Source organism: Oceanobacillus damuensis (genome assembly GCF_001618145.1).
Classification (GTDB): Bacteria; Bacillota; Bacilli; order Bacillales; family Amphibacillaceae; genus Oceanobacillus; species Oceanobacillus damuensis.
On sequence record NZ_KV392042.1, the window covers coordinates 1 to 25,509 of the forward strand.

General features: G+C 38.5%; 23 protein-coding genes and 14 tRNA genes. All 37 read left to right on the forward strand.

Going from position 1 to position 25,509, the window contains the following annotated elements:
- The first annotated feature begins 161 nt into the window (after positions 1-161).
- The 37 genes from A4245_RS00005 (at position 162) to A4245_RS00185 (ending at position 25,439) form a co-directional block, all read left to right on the forward strand.
- Positions 162-236 (forward strand) — tRNA-Asn (locus A4245_RS00005).
- Positions 237-239: 3 nt separating this feature from the next.
- A tRNA-Ser gene (locus A4245_RS00010) sits at positions 240-331 on the forward strand.
- A 17-nt stretch (positions 332-348) separates the two neighbouring features.
- Positions 349-423: transfer RNA gene (locus tag A4245_RS00015), tRNA-Glu, on the forward strand.
- A 4-nt stretch (positions 424-427) separates the two neighbouring features.
- Positions 428-503: transfer RNA gene (locus tag A4245_RS00020), tRNA-Val, on the forward strand.
- A gap of 36 nt (positions 504-539) precedes the next feature.
- Positions 540-616 (forward strand) — tRNA-Met (locus tag A4245_RS00025).
- A 14-nt stretch (positions 617-630) separates the two neighbouring features.
- A tRNA-Asp gene (locus A4245_RS00030) sits at positions 631-707 on the forward strand.
- 53 nt (positions 708-760) lie between these two features.
- Positions 761-833, forward strand: a tRNA-Phe gene (locus tag A4245_RS00035).
- Between the two features lie 21 nt (positions 834-854).
- Positions 855-939, forward strand: a tRNA-Tyr gene (locus A4245_RS00040).
- 32 nt (positions 940-971) lie between these two features.
- Positions 972-1,042: transfer RNA gene (locus A4245_RS00045), tRNA-Trp, on the forward strand.
- Between the two features lie 11 nt (positions 1,043-1,053).
- Positions 1,054-1,126: transfer RNA gene (locus A4245_RS00050), tRNA-His, on the forward strand.
- 14 nt (positions 1,127-1,140) lie between these two features.
- Positions 1,141-1,215: transfer RNA gene (locus A4245_RS00055), tRNA-Gln, on the forward strand.
- 3 nt (positions 1,216-1,218) lie between these two features.
- Positions 1,219-1,293, forward strand: a tRNA-Gly gene (locus A4245_RS00060).
- A 10-nt stretch (positions 1,294-1,303) separates the two neighbouring features.
- Positions 1,304-1,377, forward strand: a tRNA-Cys gene (locus A4245_RS00065).
- An 8-nt stretch (positions 1,378-1,385) separates the two neighbouring features.
- Positions 1,386-1,469, forward strand: a tRNA-Leu gene (locus A4245_RS00070).
- A gap of 516 nt (positions 1,470-1,985) precedes the next feature.
- Positions 1,986-2,312 (forward strand): DUF3870 domain-containing protein, encoded by a 327-nt coding sequence (locus tag A4245_RS00075; protein ID WP_067724965.1) that lies wholly within the window; start codon positions 1,986-1,988, stop codon positions 2,310-2,312.
- A 157-nt stretch (positions 2,313-2,469) separates the two neighbouring features.
- The gene (locus A4245_RS00080) at positions 2,470-3,429 is read left to right on the forward strand and encodes a hypothetical protein (RefSeq protein ID WP_067724467.1); all 960 of its coding nucleotides are present in this window, start codon (positions 2,470-2,472) and stop codon (positions 3,427-3,429) included.
- A gap of 1 nt (position 3,430) precedes the next feature.
- On the forward strand, positions 3,431-4,210 hold the full coding sequence (locus A4245_RS00085; RefSeq protein WP_067724468.1) for an enoyl-CoA hydratase/isomerase family protein: 780 nt from the start codon (positions 3,431-3,433) through the stop codon (positions 4,208-4,210).
- Between the two features lie 11 nt (positions 4,211-4,221).
- Positions 4,222-5,592 (forward strand): acetyl-CoA carboxylase biotin carboxylase subunit, encoded by a 1,371-nt coding sequence (locus A4245_RS00090; protein ID WP_067724469.1) that lies wholly within the window; start codon positions 4,222-4,224, stop codon positions 5,590-5,592.
- A gap of 12 nt (positions 5,593-5,604) precedes the next feature.
- Positions 5,605-5,826: an acetyl-CoA carboxylase biotin carboxyl carrier protein subunit gene (locus tag A4245_RS00095; RefSeq protein WP_067724471.1), complete on the forward strand. Its 222-nt coding sequence runs from the start codon at positions 5,605-5,607 to the stop codon at positions 5,824-5,826.
- 20 nt (positions 5,827-5,846) lie between these two features.
- A complete protein-coding gene (locus A4245_RS00100; protein ID WP_067724473.1) occupies positions 5,847-7,427 on the forward strand; it encodes an acyl-CoA carboxylase subunit beta in 1,581 nt (526 codons plus the stop codon).
- An 11-nt stretch (positions 7,428-7,438) separates the two neighbouring features.
- Complete coding sequence (locus A4245_RS00105) at positions 7,439-8,356, forward strand: hydroxymethylglutaryl-CoA lyase (protein ID WP_199860623.1); 918 nt, start codon at positions 7,439-7,441, stop codon at positions 8,354-8,356.
- Positions 8,357-8,372: 16 nt separating this feature from the next.
- On the forward strand, positions 8,373-8,840 hold the full coding sequence (locus A4245_RS00110) for a MaoC family dehydratase (RefSeq protein ID WP_067724477.1): 468 nt from the start codon (positions 8,373-8,375) through the stop codon (positions 8,838-8,840).
- A 15-nt stretch (positions 8,841-8,855) separates the two neighbouring features.
- Positions 8,856-9,878 carry a TAXI family TRAP transporter solute-binding subunit gene (locus tag A4245_RS00115; protein ID WP_067724479.1) on the forward strand — a complete coding sequence of 341 codons (1,023 nt, stop codon included), beginning with the start codon at positions 8,856-8,858 and terminating at the stop codon, positions 9,876-9,878.
- 39 nt (positions 9,879-9,917) lie between these two features.
- On the forward strand, positions 9,918-11,801 hold the full coding sequence (locus A4245_RS00120) for a TRAP transporter permease (RefSeq protein WP_067724481.1): 1,884 nt from the start codon (positions 9,918-9,920) through the stop codon (positions 11,799-11,801).
- Positions 11,802-11,941: 140 nt separating this feature from the next.
- Entirely contained in the window at positions 11,942-13,150 is a 1,209-nt protein-coding gene (locus A4245_RS00125) for a CaiB/BaiF CoA transferase family protein (protein WP_067724483.1), read from the forward strand.
- Positions 13,147-14,238 carry an NAD(P)-dependent alcohol dehydrogenase gene (locus A4245_RS00130; RefSeq protein ID WP_067724485.1) on the forward strand — a complete coding sequence of 364 codons (1,092 nt, stop codon included), beginning with the start codon at positions 13,147-13,149 and terminating at the stop codon, positions 14,236-14,238. Before A4245_RS00125 ends, A4245_RS00130 begins: the two co-directional genes overlap by 4 nt.
- Positions 14,239-14,252: 14 nt before the next feature.
- Entirely contained in the window at positions 14,253-15,692 is a 1,440-nt protein-coding gene (locus A4245_RS00135; protein WP_067724487.1) for an NAD-dependent succinate-semialdehyde dehydrogenase, read from the forward strand.
- A gap of 14 nt (positions 15,693-15,706) precedes the next feature.
- On the forward strand, positions 15,707-16,816 hold the full coding sequence (locus A4245_RS00140; protein WP_067724489.1) for a TRAP transporter substrate-binding protein: 1,110 nt from the start codon (positions 15,707-15,709) through the stop codon (positions 16,814-16,816).
- 153 nt (positions 16,817-16,969) lie between these two features.
- On the forward strand, positions 16,970-18,298 hold the full coding sequence (locus A4245_RS00145) for a TRAP transporter large permease (RefSeq protein ID WP_067724491.1): 1,329 nt from the start codon (positions 16,970-16,972) through the stop codon (positions 18,296-18,298).
- A 10-nt stretch (positions 18,299-18,308) separates the two neighbouring features.
- Entirely contained in the window at positions 18,309-18,851 is a 543-nt protein-coding gene (locus tag A4245_RS00150; RefSeq protein ID WP_067724493.1) for a TRAP transporter small permease, read from the forward strand.
- A gap of 56 nt (positions 18,852-18,907) precedes the next feature.
- The gene (locus A4245_RS00155) at positions 18,908-20,017 is read left to right on the forward strand and encodes an alcohol dehydrogenase catalytic domain-containing protein (RefSeq protein WP_067724495.1); all 1,110 of its coding nucleotides are present in this window, start codon (positions 18,908-18,910) and stop codon (positions 20,015-20,017) included.
- A 128-nt stretch (positions 20,018-20,145) separates the two neighbouring features.
- Positions 20,146-21,381 carry a CaiB/BaiF CoA transferase family protein gene (locus tag A4245_RS00160; protein ID WP_067724497.1) on the forward strand — a complete coding sequence of 412 codons (1,236 nt, stop codon included), beginning with the start codon at positions 20,146-20,148 and terminating at the stop codon, positions 21,379-21,381.
- Between the two features lie 5 nt (positions 21,382-21,386).
- Positions 21,387-22,091: a CoA transferase subunit A gene (locus A4245_RS00165; RefSeq protein WP_067724499.1), complete on the forward strand. Its 705-nt coding sequence runs from the start codon at positions 21,387-21,389 to the stop codon at positions 22,089-22,091.
- Positions 22,072-22,728 carry a 3-oxoacid CoA-transferase subunit B gene (locus tag A4245_RS00170; protein WP_067724501.1) on the forward strand — a complete coding sequence of 219 codons (657 nt, stop codon included), beginning with the start codon at positions 22,072-22,074 and terminating at the stop codon, positions 22,726-22,728. Before A4245_RS00165 ends, A4245_RS00170 begins: the two co-directional genes overlap by 20 nt.
- Positions 22,725-23,918: a thiolase family protein gene (locus A4245_RS00175; protein WP_067724503.1), complete on the forward strand. Its 1,194-nt coding sequence runs from the start codon at positions 22,725-22,727 to the stop codon at positions 23,916-23,918. Before A4245_RS00170 ends, A4245_RS00175 begins: the two co-directional genes overlap by 4 nt.
- Positions 23,919-23,928: 10 nt before the next feature.
- Positions 23,929-24,315, forward strand: a complete 387-nt coding sequence (locus tag A4245_RS00180) for a PaaI family thioesterase (RefSeq protein ID WP_199860625.1) — start codon at positions 23,929-23,931, stop codon at positions 24,313-24,315.
- Between the two features lie 65 nt (positions 24,316-24,380).
- Positions 24,381-25,439: a zinc-dependent alcohol dehydrogenase gene (locus A4245_RS00185; RefSeq protein WP_067724506.1), complete on the forward strand. Its 1,059-nt coding sequence runs from the start codon at positions 24,381-24,383 to the stop codon at positions 25,437-25,439.
- Positions 25,440-25,509 lie beyond the last annotated feature (70 nt).

Genomic DNA, 25,509 nt, shown 5'->3' on the forward strand with positions numbered 1-25,509 from the left:
CAGCGCCGATGGTAGTTGGGGCTTTGCCCCTGCAAGAGTAGGACGCCGCCAGGCAATTCCATTCCATTAACTTATAATGATGGTGATGCTCTGAAATATCTAGCTGCTAGGACAAGCAATTCATGTTTTGGACTAACAATAGATTTTCATTATTGGATTATTCCACAGTAGCTCAGTGGTAGAGCAATCGGCTGTTAACCGATCGGTCGTAGGTTCGAATCCTACCTGTGGAGCCACATGGAGAGCTGTCCGAGTGGCCGAAGGAGCACGATTGGAAATCGTGTAAGCCGTTACCGCGGCTTCGAGGGTTCGAATCCCTCGCTCTCCGCCATTATAACTTATATTATTGGCCCGTTGGTCAAGCGGTTAAGACACCGCCCTTTCACGGCGGTAACACGGGTTCGAATCCCGTACGGGTCACCAACATGGAGGATTAGCTCAGCTGGGAGAGCACCTGCCTTACAAGCAGGGGGTCGCAGGTTCGAGCCCTGCATCCTCCACCATCTTTACTTTATAAGATATACAATTATCTCCCACATCGCGGGGTGGAGCAGTCTGGTAGCTCGTTGGGCTCATAACCCAAAGGTCGTAGGTTCAAATCCTGCCCCCGCAACCAAATTATTTCAATATGGTCCGGTAGTTCAGTTGGTTAGAATGCCTGCCTGTCACGCAGGAGGTCGCGGGTTCGAGTCCCGTCCGGACCGCCACTTTCAAAAAGTAGCTTATTATATTTTTAGATTAAAACTAAATTACATTTTATGGCTTGGTAGCTCAGTCGGTAGAGCAGAGGACTGAAAATCCTTGTGTCGGCGGTTCGATTCCGTCCCGAGCCACTTTTTCATTTAAACATATCTGGAGGGGTAGCGAAGTGGCTAAACGCGGCGGACTGTAAATCCGCTCCCTCAGGGTTCGGCAGTTCGAATCTGCCCCCCTCCACCATGTTTTATTTTTCTTTAAAGGTTTGGTAATATAGGGGTATAGTTTAACGGTAGAACTACGGTCTCCAAAACCGTCAATGTGGGTTCGATTCCTACTACCCCTGCTTTTATTGTGGCGGTCGTGGCGAAGGGGTTAACGCACCGGATTGTGGCTCCGGCATTCGTGGGTTCGATTCCCATCGATCGCCCTCATAATAAATTTTGGGCCATAGCCAAGCGGTAAGGCATCGGGTTTTGATCCCGTGTACCCCAGGTTCGAATCCTGGTGGCCCAGCCATTTGCGGAAGTAGTTCAGTGGTAGAACATCACCTTGCCAAGGTGGGGGTCGCGGGTTCGAATCCCGTCTTCCGCTCCATATTATTATTGGCGGTATAGCCAAGTGGTAAGGCAGAGGTCTGCAAAACCTTTATCACCGGTTCAAATCCGGTTACCGCCTCCATATTACATGCCGGTGTGGCGGAATTGGCAGACGCGCGGGACTCAAAATCCCGTTCCTTCACGGGAGTGTCGGTTCGACCCCGACCACCGGTATCAATAGGTCGAAACGAGTTAAATTAATAAACGAAAAAGCACTCACAAATGTTGATAAATCAATGCTTGTGAGTTTTTTTTGATTTTGAAGAAAAAGGTGGGATCTGAATTATTTTGGCATTATTTTTTAACATTTTTTACAGAAGGGTTTTAAAAAAACGATAATACTTTAATTGGATTATTATTGAGCTTATAAGGCGATTTATATATTATGTTATAATACAAAGTAATCACAATTAAACTTTAGATAAAGGTAATTTGATTAGCTAAATAGTCTTCTTGACAGAAATCTCTACAGAATTTACATGCAAGGGTGACATGAGATGTTACATACATTCAAATTTAATTAACTTTAGAAATATTGACGTATACAATATAGCTATTAAAATTCTGAAATTTACCAGGATAAATTAACTGAATAGGGTTAATATATTTTCTTGAGAAAATATATAGAACTTATTGACAAGTGCGAAAAATACCTTTATATTATTCCTAAGAGTTACATCTTAAGTGGAGATGAATGGATTGAAAACAGTTTTAGTAACGGGATATGCAAAAGCGCCACAGGGAACTTCCATGTATGAAAATTACAAACATGCAGGAATTATTTTAGTAATCAACACAGAGACAAATAAAATAGAAAATGCATCTTTTACTTTTATCTCTGAATTGACAACAACCTTTTTTCAAAACCTTTTGGTAGGCTATGACTTATCGAATGGATTGGACGAGTTAATTAAACGAATTCAAAATCATTATTTAGCACCATCTCAGCAAGCCGTTATTGTGGCTCTGAAATCTGCCGCACAGAGGTACTGGGACCATAAAAATGAAGATTCATAATGTAACGTGCAGTTCTTTTGCGGTGATAAAAGTCACCCCTTTTATCAACTAACCATTAAAACTCAGCACATACAATATGAGATCAGGCGATTTAACAGTCTGGTTGAATGTTGTTGTGCTGAGTTTTTTTATTGAACTTAATGAAGGAGAGAACAAAATGACCGGGATATATGCAGCCCTACGATCGGGGTTTTGGCAAAATCAATTTGTGTTTAAAAATAAAAATCCACTGGAGTTATTATCATTTGCATTTTTAAACACACTTTCAATCAGTGCTTTAGATGAAAAAGTTATCGATAATTTTATTGTGATAACAATTGAGAACAGCTTTGAAGAGGAGGAAATCAAGGCAGCTTTAATCAAACAGTTGGACACAGAACCAGATAAAATTAAAGTCGTCTTCCGACCAGAACATACAGGAAATGATTTACGGCATTTGTTGAAAACGCTGTCAAGTAATAGCAAAACAGTTTTGATTGGGTCGATATCCATCAATAACACCATACTAGAAGAGACATCTCTAGGTAAAACAGTGAGCAGAGAAGCCATCGACAGCCATTTTAGTAATGGAGAGGAATATATTCAATCACAAAACTATCAAAAAGAGATTTTTCCAATTCAGATAGGAGAAGGGATGAATCAGCAAGAGTTTTTATTTGATGAGTGGAATAGCGAATCAAACCTGAATGTAAATAAAGTTAATGGAGTAGCGACCATTTTGTTGAAGGCTGATAAGGATTTACTAAATTACCATAAGTTACCAATTGTTAAGGTGGATCAATGGAAGTTTAGCCAAGAAGATTCTCTGCAACTGGTTAAACTTTTAAAAGAATTCTCAGTGGATGAAAGCTGGATTGTTGAGTTTGATTACCTTTCACTGGAAAGTTTCCTTAAATTGAAAAGACTGTTGAAGGAAAACGATATTAAAATACCGCAAATGAAAAGCGGCGGATCCGTATTTTATGGAAATTCTAAAATTCTAAATGGATTTCGCGCAATCACTTCGGCTATGGCACAACTTGAACAGTCCATCCATGGAAAAGCAATTCTATTTATCATAAATGAGAATAATACGATAGAAGTACTTACTCTATATCGAAATCAGGAGGTAGATTAGATTGACAGAGCAAGCAGTTAGGGATTCAGAGCCAATATTACAAGAGGTCGAGAACAAGGTGGGTTACATTACTCTTAACCGGCCAAATAACTATAATGCTTTAAACACAGAATTAATGAGAAATCTGAAGCGGAGTCTTCTCGAATTTAATAAAAATGAATCGGTGCATTGTATTGTAATCAGAGGAGCAGGGAATGCTTTCTCAGCCGGTGCAGATATCAAAGAATTCAGCTCTCAAACAGATAATAAAGCTAAAATTGAAGAGCGTGCTCAACTGACGATGGAAATCCACCAAATGGTGAACAAGCTAGATAAGCCGGTTATTGCTTCTGTTCAAGGCTATGTTTATGCGGGTGGTTGTGGGATTGCGTTAGGCAGTGATTTAGTTGTCGCAGCAGACAATGCAGTATTCTCCTATCCAGAAATTAAAAGAGGCTTCGTCCCAGCAATTGTCAGCCCGAATCTCGTGCGCATTTTAGACCGTAAAAGAGCGTTTGAACTGCTGATAACAGGAAGAAAGCTTCACGCAGATGAGGCTTATAGTTGGGGGTTGGTTAACGAAGTCATTCCTCTGGAAGATTTAGCATCACGAACAAAAGAATTTGCGGAAGAAATTGCTGCTTATAGCCTTAATGCATTAACTATGACGAAAAACCTTTTCTATGAAGTGGCTGAAGGAGACTTTGACAACGCATTACAAACAGCGAGACAGTCTAACATCAAAATGAGACAGACAGATGCATTTAAAAAAGGAGTAGAAAGTTTTATTAATAGAAAATAGGAGGCGCATATATGTTTTCAAAAGTTCTTGTAGTGAACCGAGGAGCGATTGCAGCTCGAATTATTCGAACACTCAGAAAAATGGATATATTCATAGTTGCCATTCATTCTGACCCTGATTCGGAATTACCTTATTTAAAAGAAGCAGATGAAGTTTATTCCCTCGATGGAAAAACTGCAGTAGAGACGTACTTAAATCAGGGGAAAATTTTAGAAATCATTGATGAAGCCAAGGTTGATGCTGTTCATCCTGGCTATGGATTTCTAGCAGAAAATACAGGTTTTGCGAAAAAGCTGGAAGAGCGAAATGTAACATTTATCGGCCCTTCTTCCAATTACATTTCCTTAATGTCAGATAAGAACGATGCTCGGACATTAATGAGCAAATACGATTTACCTGTCGGAAAAGGGTCCGCCGTATTATCACAGGATTTGAATGATATGAAATTAGAAGCAGAAAAGGTTGGCTATCCGGTATTAGTAAAGCCAGCCAATGGTGGTGGGGGGATTGGAATGATCCCGGTATACGAGGAGAAAGAATTAGAAAAGGCTGTGGAACGGGCCCGAAGCATGGCAGAAAAGTTTTTCTCCGATGGCAGTGTTTATCTAGAAAAATATTTTGAGCAGCCTCGCCATATCGAGTTTCAAATCATGGCCGACAGAGAAGGCAATGTCGCCCATCTTTACGAAAGGGACTGCTCCCTGCAAAGGAGACACCAGAAAATCATTGAAGAATCACCAGCACCTGGTATCGCACGGGAGGAAATCGTTGGACTTGGTAAGAAAATTCAAGAATCAGTAGAAAAGATTGGCTATGACAATATTGGAACAGTGGAGATGCTCCGAAGTAAAAACGGAGACTATAGTTTTCTTGAAATGAATACCCGACTTCAAGTGGAACATGCAGTAACAGAAGAAATTGTAGATGTTGATTTAGTAGAAGCACAAATAAGATCAGCTGCAAACGAATCTTTATCAGCTATCCTACCAAAAAAGATTGAACCAAGTGGACATAGTCTAGAAGTTCGAATTTATGCGGAAGATCCTTATAATTTCTTCCCATCACCAGGAACACTCGAGACCTACCAGTTTCCGGAAACAGAAGGTATTCGGATTGAAACAGGTTTTAAAGAAGGAAACGTAATTTCATCGTTTTACGATCCAATGATTGCTAAGGTCATCGTCCATCGGGAATCAAGAGAACAAGCAATAGCAGATCTTATTGAATATCTGAAGGAAATTAAAATTGAAGGTTTAAAAACAAACCTTCCATTTTTAATCTACGCGTTACAGTCTGAAGAGTTTCAAGCTGGTCAAGTTCATACTAAACTCGCAGAAGAATTAGCAAAACGAATGAAAGAATCATCAAAGCTAAAATCATAGGAGGAATTAAACATGAAAATAGAAGTGACATCACAAATGACAGGAAATGTATGGAAAGTTGTAGTAGCAAAAGGAGAACAAGTAGAGGAAGACCAAGAAATTCTAATCTTAGAATCTATGAAAATGGAGATTCCCGTAGTTTCTCCAGATGACGGAACAATTATTGAACTCAAAGTGGAAGAAGGAGATTTTGTTAGCGAAGGCGATGTCATTGCTATTTTAGAAGAAGATTAATTTAAAGGAGAGAAGAGTAAATGACGAAACAAGTGGTGGAAGAACAAAACGAATTGAAACAAAAAATTGATAAGCTACTCGAAAAAAAAGAAAAATACAGGGAAATGGGTGGACAGAAATATATTGATGCCCAGCATGAGAAAAATAAATTAACGGCTAGAGAAAGAATCAACCTTTTGTTAGATGAAGGCTCTTTTAAAGAAATGGGAATTCTTGCCCATCATCAAAACCTTCATCCAACGATGGAAGGAAAGTTCACACCCGCAGATGGTGTAGTTGCAGGAAGAGGGACAATCGACGGAAGAGAAGTTTGTGTTGCTGCACATGACTATACTGTGTTAGCTGGTGCAATTGGTAAAGTTGCTGAAACAAAGGTTGCTCGTGTTCGTGAGTGGTCATTAAAGAATCGCGTGCCAATGATTTGGTTAGTGGACTCTGCGGGAGTTCGCGTCCAGGAATCTATCGGTTCCTTGTTCGCAGGCAACGGTCGTCAATTCTTTGACCAGGTACAAATGTCAGGGGTTGTTCCGTTAATCTGTGCATTGATGGGCCCTGGTATTGCCGGAACTGCATATCTTCCAGCACTTGCTGATTTTGTGCCAATGGTGAAGAAAACGAGCTATATGGCACTTGGGGGACCACACCTCGTCCGTTCAGTTGTCGGTGAGGATGTAGACGAACAAACACTTGGCGGCTCAAGAGTTCACACCCAAGAAAGCGGTGTTGCGGACCTCGAGGTAAAGAGTGATGAGGAATGTCTTAAAGTCATTAAAAAGTATCTTTCCTACTTCCCATCAAACAATGAACAAAAACCACCGATTAAGGAAGGCGTGGAACGAGCAGAAATAACAATCAATGAAAGATTAGCCGAAATCGTACCAACTAATCCGAAGAAAATTTATAACATGTATGACGTCATTAAAGAACTCTCTGATGATAACGATATCTTAGCTATGAAACCAAAATGGGCAAAAAACATTATTACTGCATTTGGAAGAGTTGGAGGATATCCAGTAGGCTTTATCGCGAACCAGCCGATGCATTTAGGTGGTGCTCTGGATGGGGATGCTGCAGATAAAGCAGCAAGATTTATGAATATCTGTGATTCATTCAATATCCCACTTGTATTCCTGCAGGATATCCCAGGATTTATTGTAGGTTCGAAAGTGGAGAAAGCTGGAATTATCCGTCACGGTGCAAAAATGCTTCATATGGTATCCGAGGCTACGGTGCCTAAAATAACGATTATCATCCGCAAAGCATACGGAGCCGGATATTTCGTGATGAATGGCAGACAATTTGACCCTGATTATATTGCAGCGTGGCCGACTGCTGAAATAAGTGTAATGGGTGCAGAAGGTGCTTCCAGTATTTTATACCATAAACAAATCCGAAAAGCGGAAGATTCAAAAGCTGCATGGTCGGAATATGCAGATCAATTTCGAAATCTCATTGATGTAGAGGTTGCTGCGTCCAATATGCTTATTGATGATGTCATTGACCCAAGAGAAACGAAACTACAAATCTTTGATGCTGTTGCGTCCGCATGGAATAAGAAAGTTGAACGACCATGGAAGAAAAACAGTATTCGTCCGGTATAAGAGGTGAAAATATGAAACTGCCAACAAGTGTTGTGATTAATGAATGTTGGGCAAGGGACGGGTTACAAAACCAGCATAAATTTATCGAAACAAATCAAAAAATAGAGATGTTGGAGTTGTTGGTACAGACTGGGTTTCGTCGCATTGAAGCGACGTCTTTCAGTCACCCGAAATATGTCCCGCAATTTAGAGATGCCCTGGATGTATTAAAAAGATTGCCGGCAGCCGAAAATGTTCAATTCAAGACAACGTGTGTGAACAGGAAAGCATTGGAACGAGCAATTGAAGCAAAAAATAGCGGTATTCGCATTGATGAAATCAGTTTTGTCATGGCTGCCCACGAAGATTATAATCTCGTGAATGTTCGCATGAATAATAAAGAGCTTTTAGAAACGATTAGAGGGAATATCGAACTAGCTCAAAAAGAGGATTTCCCCAGTATTTTAGTAAGCGTTTCCACTGCGTTTGGCTATCAGAATTTTGGTGATGTCAGTGAAACACAGATTGTCGACCTGGTCACTTATTTTTATAACTGCGGCATCAGGAAAATGGCAATCTCCGATACGACAGGAATGGGGAATCCGAAGCAGGCATATGACCTGTTCGCTTTGCTACTTGAAAAGTTTCCAAATGCTCAATTTATCGCCCACTTCCACGATACGAAGGGATGGGGAATCGCTAATAACCTGGCAGCATTGCAAGCGGGAGTTCGATTCTTTGACTCTAGTCTTGGTGGAATTGGCGGCCCCCCAGCTGAGAGATTGGCTGAAGGAGATGAAAATACTGGAAATGTTTGTACGGAAGATTTTGTCTTAATGCTGGAAACGATGGGCATTGATACAGGCCTTGATTTATCACTAGTTAAGGAAGCAGGTCGCAAATCAGAAGAATTATTGGGTAGACAGTATTCTTATACATTAACAAATTAAAGGGAGATGAAGGAAAATGGCAATGTTTTTTGATGATTTTAAAGTAGGAGATAAATTTACTAGCCCAGCAAGAACGGTGACAGAAACGGATATCGTGATGTTTGCAGGGTTATCTGGAGATTACAATCCATTACATACAGATTCAGAGTTCTGTAAAAAAACTATTTTTGGAGAGAAAATTGCTCATGGATTATTAGGACTTTCGATTCTAACCGGTTTAAGTACACGTCTTGGTATTTTTGATGGATCAGCTATCGCATTTCTCGGAATCAATGATTGGAAATTTAAAAAACCTATCCTTGTAAATGATACGATTCATTTTGAAATGGAAGTAATCGAAAAGCGAGAGACATCGAAAGACGATCGTGGAATCATTTTTAGGGAGTTCAAATTGATCAACCAAAAGGATGAAGTAGTTCAAAGTGGCGTGTTGCCAATTATGGTGGTTAGGAGGAAAGAGCATGCGGTGGTTAATGAAAAATAGAAGGAGGTTTTGTATGTGAAAAATAATATAATATTAGTCTTTATAATAGTTTTAATTATGGTATTAGCAGCCTGCAATGATAACAGTTCTAATGGGATTGAGGCTAACTCAAGTGGTTCTGGCAGTACGAATTTGGCTGTAGGAGGCTCAACTTCTGGATCTGTTGCTTTTGCCTATAGTATTGCTATTGGAAACCTTACCGGATCTGAAACAGATGGTATTAATATGCAAATTCAAGAGACTGCAGGTACGGTAGATGGAGTTAGGCAGTTAATTGATGGTGGTGTGGATATAGCTGTATCCGCTTCAGGAACAACAATTGATGCTCTAAATGGGGTCGGCCCATTTGAAGCAACAGGAGAGTATGAAGACTTAAGACTCTTATGGAATCTATATCCTAGCCCATTCAATATGGTAGTTGCTGAGAATTCTGAAATCGATACACCTGAAGATTTTGTTGGTAAATCAATAGGTGCCGGAGCCCCGGGAAGTGGCAGTTATATTATGTTAGTCGATGTGTTGGAGGCATATGGAATTGATGTTTCTGATGTTGATCTGCAAGCTTTGACACCGGAAGAACAAGATACAGCTTTCAGAGATGGACATCTGGATATTATGACTTTCCAAGCTGGTCCACAAACAGCTTGGTTGACAGATTTAGCCAGAACTAGAGATTTAAAATGGATTCAGATTCCAGAAGAGAAGTTTGAAGAAATGATTGCGTCTCAACCAGCAGGTTACTATGTCTACTCTGAACTACCGGCTAATAGCTATGAAGGCCAGAGTGAACCAGTAAAAACTGTAGGGGCAAATATCGAATGGGTAGCAAACAGTGAGCTAGATGAAGATACAGTTTACGAATTTACAAAGGCTTTCTGGGAGAATAAAGAGAAAGCTGATGAGATGCATACAATAATAGCTCAAAGTTCAATTGAAGATGCTTTCGGTAGTGCTTCTACGGAATGGCATCCTGCGGTGATTAGGTATTTGGAAGAAGTAGGAATTGAATTTACTGAGTTTGGCAGTGGTTCAGACTGATTCCAAGGGGCATTAACCGATTAAAGGAGGATGATTAACTTGATTACATCAAGAATAGATAGAATACTAAAAATACTGATGGCTGTAATCGCCGTTTCTACCTCAGTAATTTTTATGTATACTGCTTTCGTTGGATCATTTGAGGCAGTTATCCATAGAAGTCTCCTGTTATTAGGAGCACTTCTATGGGCATATTTAAACTTTGCATATCGCTCAAAAACACTGACAGGTAAAGTTTTTCATATAGTTGGAGGTATGCTAGCTGCCGTTCCACTATTCTACATTGTCATGTCTTGGGATAATATAGTACTTCGTTATGGGATTCCTCTCCTAAGAGAGTATGTAATTGGAGGAGTATTGTTAATCATCCTTCTGTATATCGGTAAGAGAATGCTTGGATGGGGCTTCACCATTATTGTTGCTGTATTCATTGGTTATGCACTGTTTGGTTCTTATTTGCCTGGTATATTCGAGCACCGGGGAATATCTTTAGAAAGATTAGTTTCCACAACTTTTCTTACAACTCAAGGTATCTTTGGGACGGTAATGAACGTTGCTTCTACGGTAATAATTCAATTTGTGATTTTTGCAGCTTTTTTAAGAATATGGGGAGCAGGAGACTTCTTTATGGATTTATCTAGTTCCTTATTTGGATCAGTAAAAGGTGGACCGGCAAAAATATCTGTAATCGGAAGTGGGTTAACGGGGATGTTCAATGGTGTTGCTACAGCAAACGTAGCAAGCACCGGATCTGTAACTATACCCTTGATGAAGAAAAATGGATATCCCCCAGAATTTGCAGGAGGAGTGGAGGCTGCAGCATCCACTGGGGGGCAGATTTTACCACCAATTATGGGTGCCTCTGCTTTTGTAATGGCAGAGACGTTAGGGGTTCCTATTTCAGAAATAATTAAAGCAGCAATAGTACCTGCATTACTCTTTTTCTTCTCTATATATTTAGCTGTACATTTTAAGGCAGGTAAAAGCAATTTAAAAGGGCTTAGCAAGGATAGCTTGCCAAACTTTAAGAAGACATTCAAATCGGGTTGGTTGTACATCGTTCCTATTATCATTCTGGTAGTTGTTATTTTTAATCAATTTTCTGCGGGAAGAGCAGCTGCATTAGCGACTATATCATTAATAGTTATCGGACTTTTTATTAAGAATGCGAAGCCCTCATTCTCTAAAGTAATAGAGGCATTAAAAGCAGGAGCAGAAGATACGGTGATGATTACTATTGCTTGTGCAATGGCTGGAATTGTAGTTGGTGTACTTAACATTTCAGGTCTAGCTGTATCCTTAGGAAGCTTGTTGATCTCTATGTCTTCGGGCGTGTTTATCCTCTTATTGATATTTACGATGATCACTTCCATTATCTTAGGGATGGGTCTTCCAACAATTGCAGGTTATATCATTGTTTCCTTGACAATCGCTCCTGTATTGGTTGCTGAATATGGTGTTATCCCTATTGCAGCACATTTATTTGTATTTTACTTTGCTATTTTATCTGTAATTACGCCGCCAGTAGCTGTAGCGTCATTTGTAGGTGCCGGAATAGCAAAGGCAAATCCAGTAAAAACAGGCTGGGTAGCTTTTGCCATAGCGTTACCTTGTTTCATTGTTCCGTATATATTCATCTACAATCCTCAAATATTATTAATGGGGTCAGCTATAGAAGTGACATTTAAAATAATCTTGGCTGCATTATCTGTTTATGCTCTAGCTATGGCGATTCAAGGATACCATCGAAAATCAATAAATACAGTAAACAGGGGTTTATTGTTTGCGGTTGCTGTATTACTAATTGTTCCAAATTTATATTTTGATTTAGTTGGGTTACTATTACTTGGATTAATCTTATTTATTGAGCATAGGCAAGTAGAGGTTATGAAGTTTCAGCCAGAAAGTAGAATCTCGGGATAAATGGATTCTCCAATATTTAAAATTAATAATATGACTCAGAATCATTAGTAATTAAGCAATTGATAACACAAAAGAGGATGCCGATTATGGCAGTTATAAATAGTGAAGATAGTATAAGTTGAAACTAGGGAGGATATTCTATGTTCCAACCCTTTGAAGGTGTAAAAGTTCTTGATTTGACCGAGGGAGTTGCCGGTCCCTATGCAACAATGATCCTTGGTGATTTAGGAGCTGAGGTAATAAAGATAGAACGACCAGATGGAGATTGGGGACGCATACTAGGTGAGGTAAAGGATGGTTTTTCTTCTCAATATATAGCCTTGAATCGAAATAAAAAGAATATCTCATTAAATATTCAGGAACCAGAGGGGCAAGCGATATTTAAGAAGATCGCAAAACAATCGGAAATAATAATAACCAGCTTTAGACCAGGTGTAACAGAAAAATATGGAATTGGATATGAAGATATAAAAAAAATAAACCCTGAGATTATTTATGGCAGGATCAGTGGTTATGGGTATCAGGGGAAATATAAAAATTATACCGGGGTGGATACAGTAATACAAGCTAACTCAGGAATTATGAACCATATAGGTCCTAGGAATGGTCAACCCTATCGAACAGGTTTTCCGATTGTTGATCATGTTGCAGCAAGAGACTTGGTGCAGGGAATACAAGCAGCCTATATTGACACTTTAAAAGGAAAGGTAATTGAAGGACCAATTGATGTCAGCCTCTATGCTACAGCAGCGGCTTTACAAGCTCAGCAATGGCAGGATTACTTGTTAAATAAACAAGTACCTATGAGAAATGGGAATATGAATCCGGTTATCTCGCCCGCAGCTGTTTATGAAACAAGGGAAGGCTCCTTTATTTCTATTACTATTGTTCGAGATAAACAATGGATAAGATTTTGTGAAGCTATAGAAAAAAAAGAACTTGCAACCAATGAAAAGTTTTTAACAAATGCTTTGAGATTAAAGAACCGTCAAGAATTGGAAGAAGTTATCGTTCAAGAATTAAAAACAAGAACTCTTGATGAATGGATTAGTGTATTTGAAAAATTTGATATAACTCACGCTCCTGTGTTAGATATGGAGCAAATATATCAATCGGATTATTTTGACGCAATACCTACGGTCGATTTTTACCTTAAAGGTAATAAAGTTAACGCAATTGGACTTCCGTTTGTATACAATGGTGAATTGCATCGCAGTAACCTGGAACCACCAGCCTTGAGAGGGGAACAGACAATTGAGATTTTAAGTATTCTCGATATTGAGCAAGGGACGATTAAAAGATTAATTGATAAAGGTGTCATAGCTGTGGCTGAAGAGGTGATTTATTGAAATTAAAAGCAGCAGTATCATATGGAGATAGTAATTTTGTTATTGAAGATGTATTTTACGAAGATATAGATCCAGAGGAACTATTGATCAGCATCAAAGCTGTTGGTATTTGCCATACCGATATTTCTTCCACCGAAGGTATATATCCCTTTACATATCCTGTCATCCTCGGACATGAAGGTGCAGGTATAGTTGATAAAGTTGGAGAAAATGTGAAAGGGATAGAAGAAGGTGATCATGTAATTTTAACTTTCGCCCAATGTAATTCTTGTGAGGCTTGTGAACAAGGAAAACCTTATATTTGTGAAAGTTTTTATCGATTAAATACACATGGAGTAAATTACAAAGGTACAAAGAAAATCAAACTTGAAAGTGGAGAAAAGGTTTCTAACTTTTTTGGTCAATCTAGTTTTGCAGAGTATGCATTGGTCCACATGAACAATGTGGTTAAAGTTCCAAAAGATCTGCCATTAGAATATTTAGGTCCACTGGCTTGTGGAATAATGACTGGTTTTGGTGCAGTCCTTGAAAAAATAAAGCCAAAGGTAAATGAATCTATTGCAGTATTTGGGTGTGGTACTGTTGGGTTAAGTTCAATTATAGCGAGCAAATTGGCAGAATGTAAAAAAATAATTGCAGTCGATATAAATGAAGAGAAATTATTAAACGCAAAGAAATTCGGCGCTACTCACACCATTAATAGTTCAATAGAAGATGTTCCTAAAACAATTAAAGAAATTGAAAAAAACGGTGTGGATTATGCAATAGAATCAACAGGGATTCCATCTGTATTGACGCAAACGGTAGATTGCTTGAAAATACCTGGAATGGTAGTGATATTAAGTGCTACGAAATATGGAACAAAAATTGAAATTGATTATAAAAGCATACAAACTGAAAGACAAATTGTAGGCACTGTTATGGGAAGTGTGAATCCTACTCAATTTATTCCCAAATTAATCAGTCTCTATCGTGACAAGAAATTACCACTAGAAGAAATGATAACGTTTTTCCCTTTTGAAAAAGTAAATGAAGCAGTAGCATCAGTGGAATCGGGACAGTCAATTAAAGCGATTTTGAAATTTTAGAGGAGTGTGAGACAATGAATAATTTGTATATAAATGGAGAGTGGAAATCTTCGGGTACAGGAGAGACACTAGAAGTCATAAATCCCGGAACAGGAAAACTTTATAAAGAAATCCCGTTTGGAGGAGGCAGTGATGCCAATGAAGCTATAGAAGCTGCACATAGAGCATTCTACCATTGGTCTAATATGACGCCTAATGAGAGATCCCAATGTTTAAGAAGAGCTTCAGAACTCATTGAAGAGCATGTGGAAGAACTAGCTCTGATAGTCACAAGAGAAACTGGCAAACCAATAACTGAGGCAAGGAATGAGACATTAAGAGCTAGTGAAAACTTTCTTTGGTACTCAGAAGAAACTAAAAGAATTAATGGGGAGACGTTACCATCAAACATACCAACAAAACGCTTAATGGTATTAAAACAACCTATAGGTGTAGTAGGGGCTATTACCCCTTGGAATATTCCACTAAACATGATTGCTAGAAAACTAGGACCTGCATTAGCAGCAGGATGTACAGTAGTTTTGAAACCATCTGAAAACACCCCCATCAGCTCTGTTAAAATATTCGAAATCTTCGAACAGGTTGGTTTTCCAAAAGGAGTAGTAAATCTAGTAATAGGAAAACCACAGGAAATTGGGGAGGAATTCATCAATAATGAAAAAGTAAGTAAAATTACATTCACGGGGTCAACTCGTGTTGGAAAGTACTTAATGGAAGGGGCCTCTAAACAAGTAAAAAACATTAGTTTGGAATTAGGAGGCCATGCACCATTTATCGTATTTGAAGATGCAGATATAGATCAAGCAATTGACGCGCTATTTTTAACGAAGTTTGGAAATAATGGCCAAATGTGTATCAGTGCTAATCGTCTTTATGTACATGAGGATATCGTGGATGAATTTACTAATAAACTAGTAAATAGGTTATCTAATACAAAAGTCGGTATTGGTGAAGAGAACGATACGGATATTGGTCCTCTGATTAATGAAGATGCGTTAAATAAAGTTTTGGATCATGTCAACGATGCAGTTTCAAGGGGAGCGACAGTGGTTTATGGAGGTGAGAGAATTAATTCAGACAGTTTAGAAGAAGGATTCTTTTGTATGCCGACGGTATTAACTAATGTAGACAACACGATGAAAGTTTATAAAGAGGAGACCTTTGGGCCAGTTGCACCAATCATTACATTTACTAGCGATGAAGAAATTGTAGAAAAAGCTAATGATACCAAATACGGATTAGCTGCTTACTTCTTTAGTAAGAACACGAAGAGGTGTTTCGAAGTATCGGAAAAATTACAATTTGGAATGATTGGTGTTAATGACGGTTGGCCAATTCAAATACATACACCATTCCCAGGTCATAAAGAAAGCGGAATAGGAGTGGAAGGTGGATACTTCGCTGTCGATGAATTCTTATTAACAAAATTAGTTACATTTAATATTGAAAATTAGGAGGGAATACTATTATGAAAAAAATACTTATTTTAATTCTGGCTATGTTATCACTGTTTATTGCTGCATGTGGAAGTGATGAAGGGGAAGCATCAGGATCTGATGAATCCGTCAATCTTCGGATTAGTACAGGGTTACCTGATACTCATCAATGGATGCTTGGTTATTTTAATCCTATGTTAGAAGAGATTAAAGAAAAGTCAGGAGAACAATTAGATTATACCTTGTTTACATCGGGTGAGCTAGTTGCTACTCGTGAGGAGCAAGAAGCACTAAACTCGGGAACTATTGATGTAGCAATTCCATTACATCCAATTTATGATCCAGAAAGATTTCCATTAGCAGAAGTAACAATGTTACCGATTTTAACTTCGAATGTTGAAATCGCAACAGAAGCTTTTAATAATCTCATAAACAGTGAAGAAGAGTTGACGGATGGGATGAACTATAGAGAGTATGTTTATGAACAACATGGACTAAAAGTATTTCCTATGGTATCAACACAACCATACGTAATTTCTACTACAAATACTGAAATAAAAAGCGCTGAAGACCTAGCAGCATTAAAGCTTCGTTCAGGTGCAAGGGTGCATGATTTGTTTGCTTCAAATATCGGGGCATCCCCAATTTCTCTGCCATTTACTGATTTATATGATGGTCTGAGCAAAGGGACTTTAGATGGTACTTTATTAGCAATTCCAGATTGGACTAGTTACGGAATTGAGGACCTTTTCTCCTATACTCTTGAAGGAATAAATCTTGGTCATTACTCAGCGTTAACGGCTATGACTATGGAAAAATGGGAATCGTTACCGGAAACTGTTCAAACAGCATTTAATGAAGCAAGTCAAAATCAACTACAATCTGGGATTGATAATTGGCTTGAAGTTAACGAAGAAGTAGTAAAAGAAACAGAGGCTAATGGAGCACAATTTGTTAGTATACAAGAATTAGATCAAGAAATTCAAGATATGTTTAATGATGCAATTGAAAAAACATGGTTGCAGTGGATTGAGGATGTAGAAAAACAGGGGCAACCTGCTAAGGATGTCGCTATTATGTGGAGGGATTTGATCATCGATGCTGGGGGCGAAGTGCCAGCTGCATTAATGGATATTGAGTAATCTACTCGGAGTAAGAGACTGGGAACGAAATTAAGGATTAATCGGGAAAGGCGAACAATATTTCCGTAAGGGTGGTCTTCTACTAACTTTGTATGGAATTTACCATAACTGGATAACTTTATCCCAGCCTCTTACTTGAAAGGATTGAGAAAAATGGATGAAAATCTTGTAATACTTATTGTTATGGTACTTTTTATAATATTCCTTGCTTTAGGTCAAAACATTGCAAGTTTACTACTTTTCTTCGGGATTATGGGGATTTTCTTACTAGATGGATGGAATACAGTCGGGGGATTCTTAGAAAATGGTCCATTCTATCTAGTTGCTACTTATACACTGACAACAATACCCTTGTATATTGTAATGTCCCAGTTTATTTTACACTCAGGTCTGATTGAAGATATATTTAAGATTATTAATAAATACTCGAAAGGGAAATCAGGAATTCTGGGTTCTTTGACTATTGTTGTGGGGGGGCTTATGGGAGCCGTTTCTGGGTCTGGTGCTGCAACTGCTGCGACTTTGGGTCAAGTGGCAACTCCACAGCTAACCAAATATGGATTTCCGAAAGATCTTGCAGCTGCTGTATCTGCTTCTGGAGGTTCACTAGCAGGGCTTATCCCACCTAGTATTATTTTAATTCTCTATGGCTCAATTACCCAGACTTCTATCGGACATTTGTTTATTGGAGCTATTATTCCAGGTGGGTTGCTAGTTTTAGTTTTTATACTATACACACAATATCTTTATGTAAAGCACAAGAAAAAAATCTCACAGGAAACACCAAATAATACAGAAAAGAAAGAAGCTCCTGGAGAAGAGATTTCCGTTGGCCGACAAATTGTTGTATTAACAGTTGGGGCTACTGTTTTTTCAATAATTTTTGTAGGTATCTATTCTGGGGTTTTTACACCTAATGAAGCTGGAGGGGTTGCTGCTTTAGTAGCGTTTCTTACAGCATTACTGTTTAAGAAAGTTAATTGGAACTTTTTGAAGACTACTTTTTCAGAGACGATTAAAGTCTCTGGAATGATTCTTATGATTATGATAGGGGCGCAAGTGTTCGGTAGGTTTATATCGCTCTCTTTAATACCTAGGAAATTAATTGCCTTATTAGAGCCGATTTTAGAGTATCATATTTTAATTATATTAATATTAACTATATTTTATTTTTTCTTATTTATGTTTTTAGAAACTGCTGCAGCAATTGTTATGAGTGTGCCAGTTACATATCCAATTGCAATGGAAATAGGACTAGATCCCGTTTGGTTTGGAGTATTTATCTGTATAATTTCAGTTCTTGGTTTATTAACACCTCCAGTCGGAGTAAGTACATTTATGGTTGCGAGTGTGACAAGAGTTTCTGTTGGTCCTTTATTTAAATTGACTACTATCTATGCAGTTGTAGGACTAATCATTGTAGGTACTTTGATTACGTTATTCCCGGAACTCATCACTTGGTTACCATCAAAAATGAACTAGGAGGATTGCTATGGTCATATTTAATAAAATATATCATGCTCTAAAATATGTTAAAAGACTAAGTTTGATAATATCGGGGATTGCTTTGGCATTTATGATATTAGTAATTTCAGTAGATGTATTTACAAGAAATATAGTTTCTTATGGCATACCTGGGAGTTATGAAATAGTTGAAAGTATTATAATGCCTACTGTAATATTCTGGGCATTCATAATTACCTATTCATCAGGATCTATACCTCGGATTGATATGTTAACAGAAAAGTTTAATGAGAATATTAAGTTTGCGATAGGGATTCTTTTGATATCAATCGATATATTTATTTACTCTTTGATGACCTATTATGGTTGGTCTCGGGCTGAAATTGCTTTGACTTCAGGTGTTTCAATCTCTGCTGGGGGGAGTTTAATAAGTATTGCACCAGTATTTGTATTTTTACCCATAGGATTTTTATTAGTAACTATAGAAGCTGTGTTTATACTGATCAAAATGTTAATTCATAAAAAATACTATTACAGTGTGGATAGTGAGAATGAGCCAATGAAAGAATAAAAGAGCAGTACTTGATTAAAGGGAATTTAAACGAGCTAGTTAAAGGAGGTTTTTAATTGAAAACAAAAGCAGCCATATTAAATAAAACTGTTGAAAATCAGCCATTTAAAGAGTCAGAACCATTGTTAATAAAAGAGGTTGACATCAGTAAACCAGGAAAACGTGAAGTCATGATTAAAGTAATGGCGGCAGGCTTATGTCAATCGGATGTGTCGGTTATAAAAGGTTATATTGACCGTCCGCGACCGATGATAATTGGACATGAAGCTGCAGGTATAGTATATGAGGTCGGTGAAGATGTCAGAGATTTTAAACCGGGTGATAAAGTTGTTACAACTTTTGTTCCTTCCTGTGGAAAGTGTTTACCATGTTCAGAGGGAAGACCTGCCCTTTGTGAGTTAGGGGTTGAATCTAATAAAAAAGGAGAACTTTTTGAAGGTGGAACTAGGTTTAGTGATGACAATCACCACATATATACGCATGTAGGAGTTTCTGCCTTTTCTCAGTACACGGTAGTTTCTGAAAACTCATTAGTCAAAGTTGATACAGAAGTACCTTTTGAGTACCTAGCATTATTTGGTTGTTCGATAGTTACAGGAGTTGGAGCAATCGTAAATGCTGCAAAAATAAATTTAGGTGAAACAATTTGTATATTAGGACTAGGCGGAGTTGGATTCAGTGCATTAATCGGAGCAAAAGCAGCCGGTGCCGCAAGAATCATAGCAATTGACGTGAACCAAAAAAAACTACAGATGGCGAAAGAACTGTCAGAAGATATTGAAGTATATACTCCAGATCAAGTTAAAGAAAAGATTATTGAAGTGGATGTAGCTGTGGAAACTGCTGGAGTAATGGACGCGTTAAAACTTGGATATTCACTGGTTAAACGGGGAGGTAGAGTTGTTACTACCGGGTTACCTGGCCCCGATAAAAAAATAGACATTCCAATTATGTCTGTTACTTTTGAGGAGAAAGAAATAAAAGGTTCTTATTTAGGTAGTTGCATTCCAAAAAGAGATATTCCAAGATTCTTAGAGTTATATTCTAAAGGAAAATTACCCATTGATAAACTCTTATCAAAAACAATTTTATTAGAGGATATTAATAGTGGTTTCGATGATTTAGTATCCGGAGATAATATTCGGATCGTTGTAAAGTTTGATTGATATAATGAGTTCTGTTTTTAGAAAAGTCAGGAATTAATGCTCTTCTGAAATAATTGATTTAGACACTGCATTATTTCAATTTAACTAAGTTTATAAGGAAATCGTATTACTCAAATAGGAGGGAAAGTATGCAAAGTTTCCAACCGCTAAAGGGACTCCAAGTCATTGATATCACAGAAGGTGTTGCGGGTCCTTATGCTGGACAGTACCTTGGTGATTTAGGGGCAGACGTAATTAAAGTAGAACGTTTTGAAGGAGACTGGGGAAGGACGTTAGGCTCTTTAAAATATGGTTTCAGTACGCAATACCTTGCATTAAATAGAAATAAGAGAAATCTATCTATTGATTTTAAGAGTGAAAAAGGGAATAAAGTTGTCAGAAGGCTTCTCACGAAAGCTGATATTGTTATTACTAGTTTTAGACCAGGTGTTACCGAAAAGTATGGGCTAGGATATGAGGATATTGTAAAAGAAAATCCTAACATGCTTTATGGAAGGATCTCCGGTTACGGATATACTGGTCCAATTGCACATAAAACGGGTGTGGACACGGTCATCCAAGCGAACTCAGGTGTGATGAACTATGTAGGTCCTCCAGATGGCGAACCCTTTCGTATCGGATTTGCTGTAATTGACCAAGTTGCTGCAAGGGATTTAGTGGCGGGTATTCTATCATCTTATATTGAATACTTAAAGACAGGTAATGTAGAAGGACCAATAGATGTTAGTTTATTTGCTACTGCAGCCGCACTGCAATCTCAGCAATGGCAAGACTATTTGGAAACCGGAAAAGTTCCGATGCGGGTTGGTAACAAAAATCCGGTAATCGTTCCATCTGCAGTTTATGTTACAAAAGATGAAAAATATCTTTCTGTTGCTGCTGTACGTAATGATCAGTTCCACAGATTATGTAAGGTGATTGGACATGAAGAGTTGGTTGATGACGAACGCTTCAGTTCAAATAATAAACGTATGAAACATCGTCATTTATTAGAGCCAATTTTAACTGAGACATTTTTAACGAAAACCAGGGATGAGTGGGAAGGAATTCTAGAGGAAAATGATATTTTAGTAGCTCCAGTTAATACCTTGGAAAGTGTATATGAGAATAAAGATTTATATAATTCTATTCCAAAAGCTGTTTATAAACTAAATGAAGTTGAGAAGGAAATCGTGTCTATTGCAAAACCTTTTGTAATCAACAACGAATATAAATCGGAGGCAGTTATTCCGCCAGCTTATCAAGGGCAGCATACAGATGATATCCTAAAAGAACTAGATTTTTCGAATGAAGAGATAATGCAGATGAAGGAAGAGAATATTATTCGTAGTGCGAAAGAGGAATTAACAACAAATAAAGGATGAGGTTTATGTCAAAAATTATTAAGGATGTAAATCAATTATTGCGTGAACAATTAACAGACGGCCAGACGATTTTAGTAGGCGGGTTTGGTTTAATCGGAGCGCCACTTACGTTAATTGAGGAATTATCAAATATTGATGTTTCGGATCTTAGTATCGTCAGTAATAACTTAGGAGAAAAAGGAAAAGGCCTTGGGAAAGTCTTGAATCAAGGTAAGATAAGCAAAGGGATTGGTTCCTACTTCACGAGTAATCCCGATGTAGGTGAACGTTACCAAAAGGGGGAAATTGAACTTCAGCTATTGCCACAAGGTACCTTATCCGAATCGATTCGCGCTGGGGGAGCGGGGATTGGCGGTTATTTTACGAAAACAAGTGTGGGGACTGACCTTGCAAAGGGGAAAGATATACGGGTAATCTATGGGGAAGAATATGTTTTTGAGCCAGCTATAAAAGGGGATGTCGCTTTTATCAAGGCGTATAAAGCGGATCAGGCTGGAAATCTGGTATATTACAAGACTGCACGAAATTTCAACCCATTAATGGCAACGGCAGCTAAATATGTAATAGCTGAAGTAGAGCATATTGTAGAAGATGGTGAGCTCGATCCTGAAGAGATTGTAACGCCGCATCTATTTGTCGATGCGATTGTACAATCGAGGTACATTCTCACCAAGGAGGGAGTTGTTCCAGTTGAACGTGAAATTGTCTAGAAATGAATTGATTGCAAAGCGAGTAGCGGAAGAATTGGAAGGCAGATTAATCGTTAATCTTGGTATCGGTATTCCAACACTAGTGCCACAGTATTTGGATAATCCGGAAGTGTTTTTACACACGGAGAACGGCATGCTTGGAATCGATGATGTAGAAGAGGATAATATTGATCCAAATATCGTTAATGCTGGTAAGTTGCCAATAGCAGAAACAAAGAACTCATCTTACTTTAATAGTGCGGAGTCATTTGCCATGATTCGTGGTGGTCACGTGGATGTTGCAGTCTTAGGGGCGCTGCAAGTTGATGAAACTGGAAAAATTGCCAACTGGGCGATCCCTGGGAAGAATATCATTGGAGTCGGAGGGGCGATGGATTTGCTCGTCGGAGCCAAAAAAATTGTTGTGGCCATGACTCACTTGACAAAGAAGAATCAAATCAAGATTAAGAAACAATGTGAATTTCCACTTACTTCTACACGACCAGTAGATATGATTGTAACGGATTATGCTGTTTTTAGAGTGAAAAATGAAGAACTGTATTTAACAGAGTTGATGCCAGGAGTAACACTGGAAGAAGTAAAGGAAAATACAGAAGCAAATTTTACTGTACAGTTGAAAGGTGAGGAAGTCTATTGACTGGGGTTGTAATTGTAGATAGTGTTCGTACAGCTGTTGGAAAATTAGGTGGTACGTTAATTAATGAAACGGCAGATAAACTGGCGGCGACTGTTCTGAAGGACTTATTTGAGAGATCAGGGATTACCTATGAAATGATTGATGAAGTCATTTTAGGCCAGGCCAAACAAACAGCAGATCTTTCAAATGTAGCAAGGGTAGCTTCATTATTAGCAGAATATCCTATTGAAATACCGAGTTACACGGTACATCGACAATGCGGATCTGGTTTGCAGACAGTTAACAACGCTGCCCAACAGATTATTGCCGGGCTAAGTGATGTGATTATTGCTGGTGGAGTCGAATCGATGAGCACCGCCCCATTTTATGTAAACAATGTTCGATTTGGAGTCGGGTCCGGTAATGTAGAAATGCGGGATCCGAACGTTGCGAGTCAGCCAGGATCACAGCCAACCTCTATGTATCAGATTGACACAATGGGTGGAACGGCTGAGACATTAGCTGAGAAGTATCAAATCAGCAGAGAAGAGCAAGATGAATTCGCTCAATTAAGTCAGGAAAGGGCCCATCACGCGATTGAGAAAGGCTATTTTAATAGTCAAATTACTCCTTATATCGTGAAAGAACGAAAAAGGACTGTAGTTTTTGCTCAAGATGAGCATCCTCGCTTGACCTCTTTGGAAAAGCTAAGTACGTTAAGTCCAGTTTTCAAAAAGGGCGGAACGGTCACTGCGGGAAATTCAAGTGGAAGAAACGACGCGGCTGCGGCTTTAGTAGTAATGGGGAAAGAATATGCATTCAACCATGGCTTTAAACCAAAAGTGGAAATCATCAGTCAGGCAGCGGTGGGATGTGATCCGCGTACAATGGGGCTTGGTCCTGTGTATGCAACACAGAAGGCGTTAAAGCAGGCAAATCTGAACATGAATGATATCGATGTTGTCGAATTGAATGAGGCTTTTGCTGCACAATCGATAGCTTGTATACGTGATCTAGATATTCCGCTTGAAAAAGTGAATCCAAACGGAGGGGCAATCGCACTCGGCCATCCAATTGGAGCAACCGGAGCAATTTTAATGACAAAATTAATCCATGAATTAGAACGAACAGGTAAAAAATACGGTCTAGTGACGCTCTGTATTGCTGGAGGACTTGGAATCTCAACGATAGTTGAAAACTTGAATGTGTAAGGTGATCGTAATGAATCGGGAACAGATTATAAGGGATTTTCATGAGAGCGGATTTTGGAATTTTATGAATTTCAAACTGGTTGATTTACAAGAAGGTACCGCGGTAATTAAACTTTATCTTGAATCCCAATTAAAAAATATTCAAGGTATTCTCCATGGTGGAGCAATCATGTCATTAATTGATACATCTATGGGGATGGCCGCAAGGAGTATAGGTGCAGAAAGAGTCTCTACCATCCAGCTTGAAGTACGTTTTATTGACTCAGTAGTTTCAGGTTCTGTGATAGCGGAATCAACGGTTATTCATCAATTGAAAAGCACATGTATCATCGAGTGTAGAGTAAAAGATGAAGCTGGTAATCTAGTTGCTTTAAGTACGTCGACATTTAAGAAATAGTTGAACTGTTATCCAAAATCACAATAGCGTGGTAGCATGTGGAAAATGTTGGGGGATCAAAAGTCATGGAAAACATAGCATTCGTTAAAAATTCAAAGGAAAAACACGATGTTTCTTTTGTCGAGGAAGTCTTACCGGAACTAAGTGAAAATGAATGTTTAATAGAGGTGCATGCAGTTGGAATTTGTGGTAGTGACTTACACATGTATGAGGGTCATGGAGGCTATGAGTGGATAACCTATCCCTTAGTTTTAGGTCATGAAGTTACCGGTAAGATTATCGATGTTGGCAACCTCAAAAATAAAGGCTGCATTTCTAAGCGGATTGTTATCGACCCTTATACCGGTTGTGGAAAATGTAGTTTTTGTAAAAATGGAGAAACAAATCGCTGTGATAGTGGAACATTTCAATTAAACAAAACTCCTACTGATGCATTGCAGTATGGTTTCAGAAAGGCAGGCGGATTAGCGAAATTTATGATTGCCGACATCAATAATTGTATTATCATTGATGAGGCAATTACAGATGAGGTGGCAGCAATTTCCGAGGCACTAGCTGTTAGCTATACCGCTATTTTAAAAGTGAATGATTATACTAATAAGAAAATATTAGTAGTCGGGCCAGGTCCAATAGGTTTGGGGGCTCTGGCAATATTGGTAGGAGGAGGAAATAAACAGGTAGATGTTTTGGGAACAAGAGAAGATGGAGATAGACTGAATTTGGCGAAGAAAATTGGTGCACAACGAGTATACGTAGACTCAAAGGAAATAATTGAAGAATCTTTCTCAGGGTACGATGTTGTCATTGACAGCTCAGGACATCCAAGTGTTCCCCGAGAGAGCATTAAACTCTTGAAAAGAGGCGGGCAGATGGTATTAGTGGGTATTAATCATGCTGATTTTTCACTACAGATGAGTCAAGTTGTTCGCGGTGAAATAACTATAGATGGCAGCTATGGTATTACAAGAAAAAACTATGAGAAATTATTGGAGCTTGCATCGGAGCCAGAGTATCCGTTTGACCGATTAATTGCAGAAAAAGTAAACTTTAAGGATGTGATTAAAGGATTAGAATTGGCTTCTAAAAAGGTAAGTGGGAAAGTCGTCGTTCGGATGAAAGGTTAATAGAAAGATTAAGGGGGTGATTAAAAAAAGTAATGGAATGTGTCGTAGAGCAGGGGAGAAATTAGCTTAG

Coding starts and splice junctions, on each gene's coding strand:
- A4245_RS00075 (WP_067724965.1), top strand. CDS start 1,986: ATGAATGGATTGAAAACAGTTTTAGTAACGGGATATGCAAAAGCGCCA.
- A4245_RS00080 (WP_067724467.1), top strand. CDS start 2,470: ATGACCGGGATATATGCAGCCCTACGATCGGGGTTTTGGCAAAATCAA.
- A4245_RS00090 (WP_067724469.1), top strand. CDS start 4,222: ATGTTTTCAAAAGTTCTTGTAGTGAACCGAGGAGCGATTGCAGCTCGA.
- A4245_RS00095 (WP_067724471.1), top strand. CDS start 5,605: ATGAAAATAGAAGTGACATCACAAATGACAGGAAATGTATGGAAAGTT.
- A4245_RS00100 (WP_067724473.1), top strand. CDS start 5,847: ATGACGAAACAAGTGGTGGAAGAACAAAACGAATTGAAACAAAAAATT.
- A4245_RS00105 (WP_199860623.1), top strand. CDS start 7,439: ATGAAACTGCCAACAAGTGTTGTGATTAATGAATGTTGGGCAAGGGAC.
- A4245_RS00110 (WP_067724477.1), top strand. CDS start 8,373: ATGGCAATGTTTTTTGATGATTTTAAAGTAGGAGATAAATTTACTAGC.
- A4245_RS00125 (WP_067724483.1), top strand. CDS start 11,942: ATGTTCCAACCCTTTGAAGGTGTAAAAGTTCTTGATTTGACCGAGGGA.
- A4245_RS00135 (WP_067724487.1), top strand. CDS start 14,253: ATGAATAATTTGTATATAAATGGAGAGTGGAAATCTTCGGGTACAGGA.
- A4245_RS00140 (WP_067724489.1), top strand. CDS start 15,707: ATGAAAAAAATACTTATTTTAATTCTGGCTATGTTATCACTGTTTATT.
- A4245_RS00145 (WP_067724491.1), top strand. CDS start 16,970: ATGGATGAAAATCTTGTAATACTTATTGTTATGGTACTTTTTATAATA.
- A4245_RS00150 (WP_067724493.1), top strand. CDS start 18,309: ATGGTCATATTTAATAAAATATATCATGCTCTAAAATATGTTAAAAGA.
- A4245_RS00160 (WP_067724497.1), top strand. CDS start 20,146: ATGCAAAGTTTCCAACCGCTAAAGGGACTCCAAGTCATTGATATCACA.
- A4245_RS00165 (WP_067724499.1), top strand. CDS start 21,387: ATGTCAAAAATTATTAAGGATGTAAATCAATTATTGCGTGAACAATTA.
- A4245_RS00180 (WP_199860625.1), top strand. CDS start 23,929: ATGAATCGGGAACAGATTATAAGGGATTTTCATGAGAGCGGATTTTGG.
- A4245_RS00185 (WP_067724506.1), top strand. CDS start 24,381: ATGGAAAACATAGCATTCGTTAAAAATTCAAAGGAAAAACACGATGTT.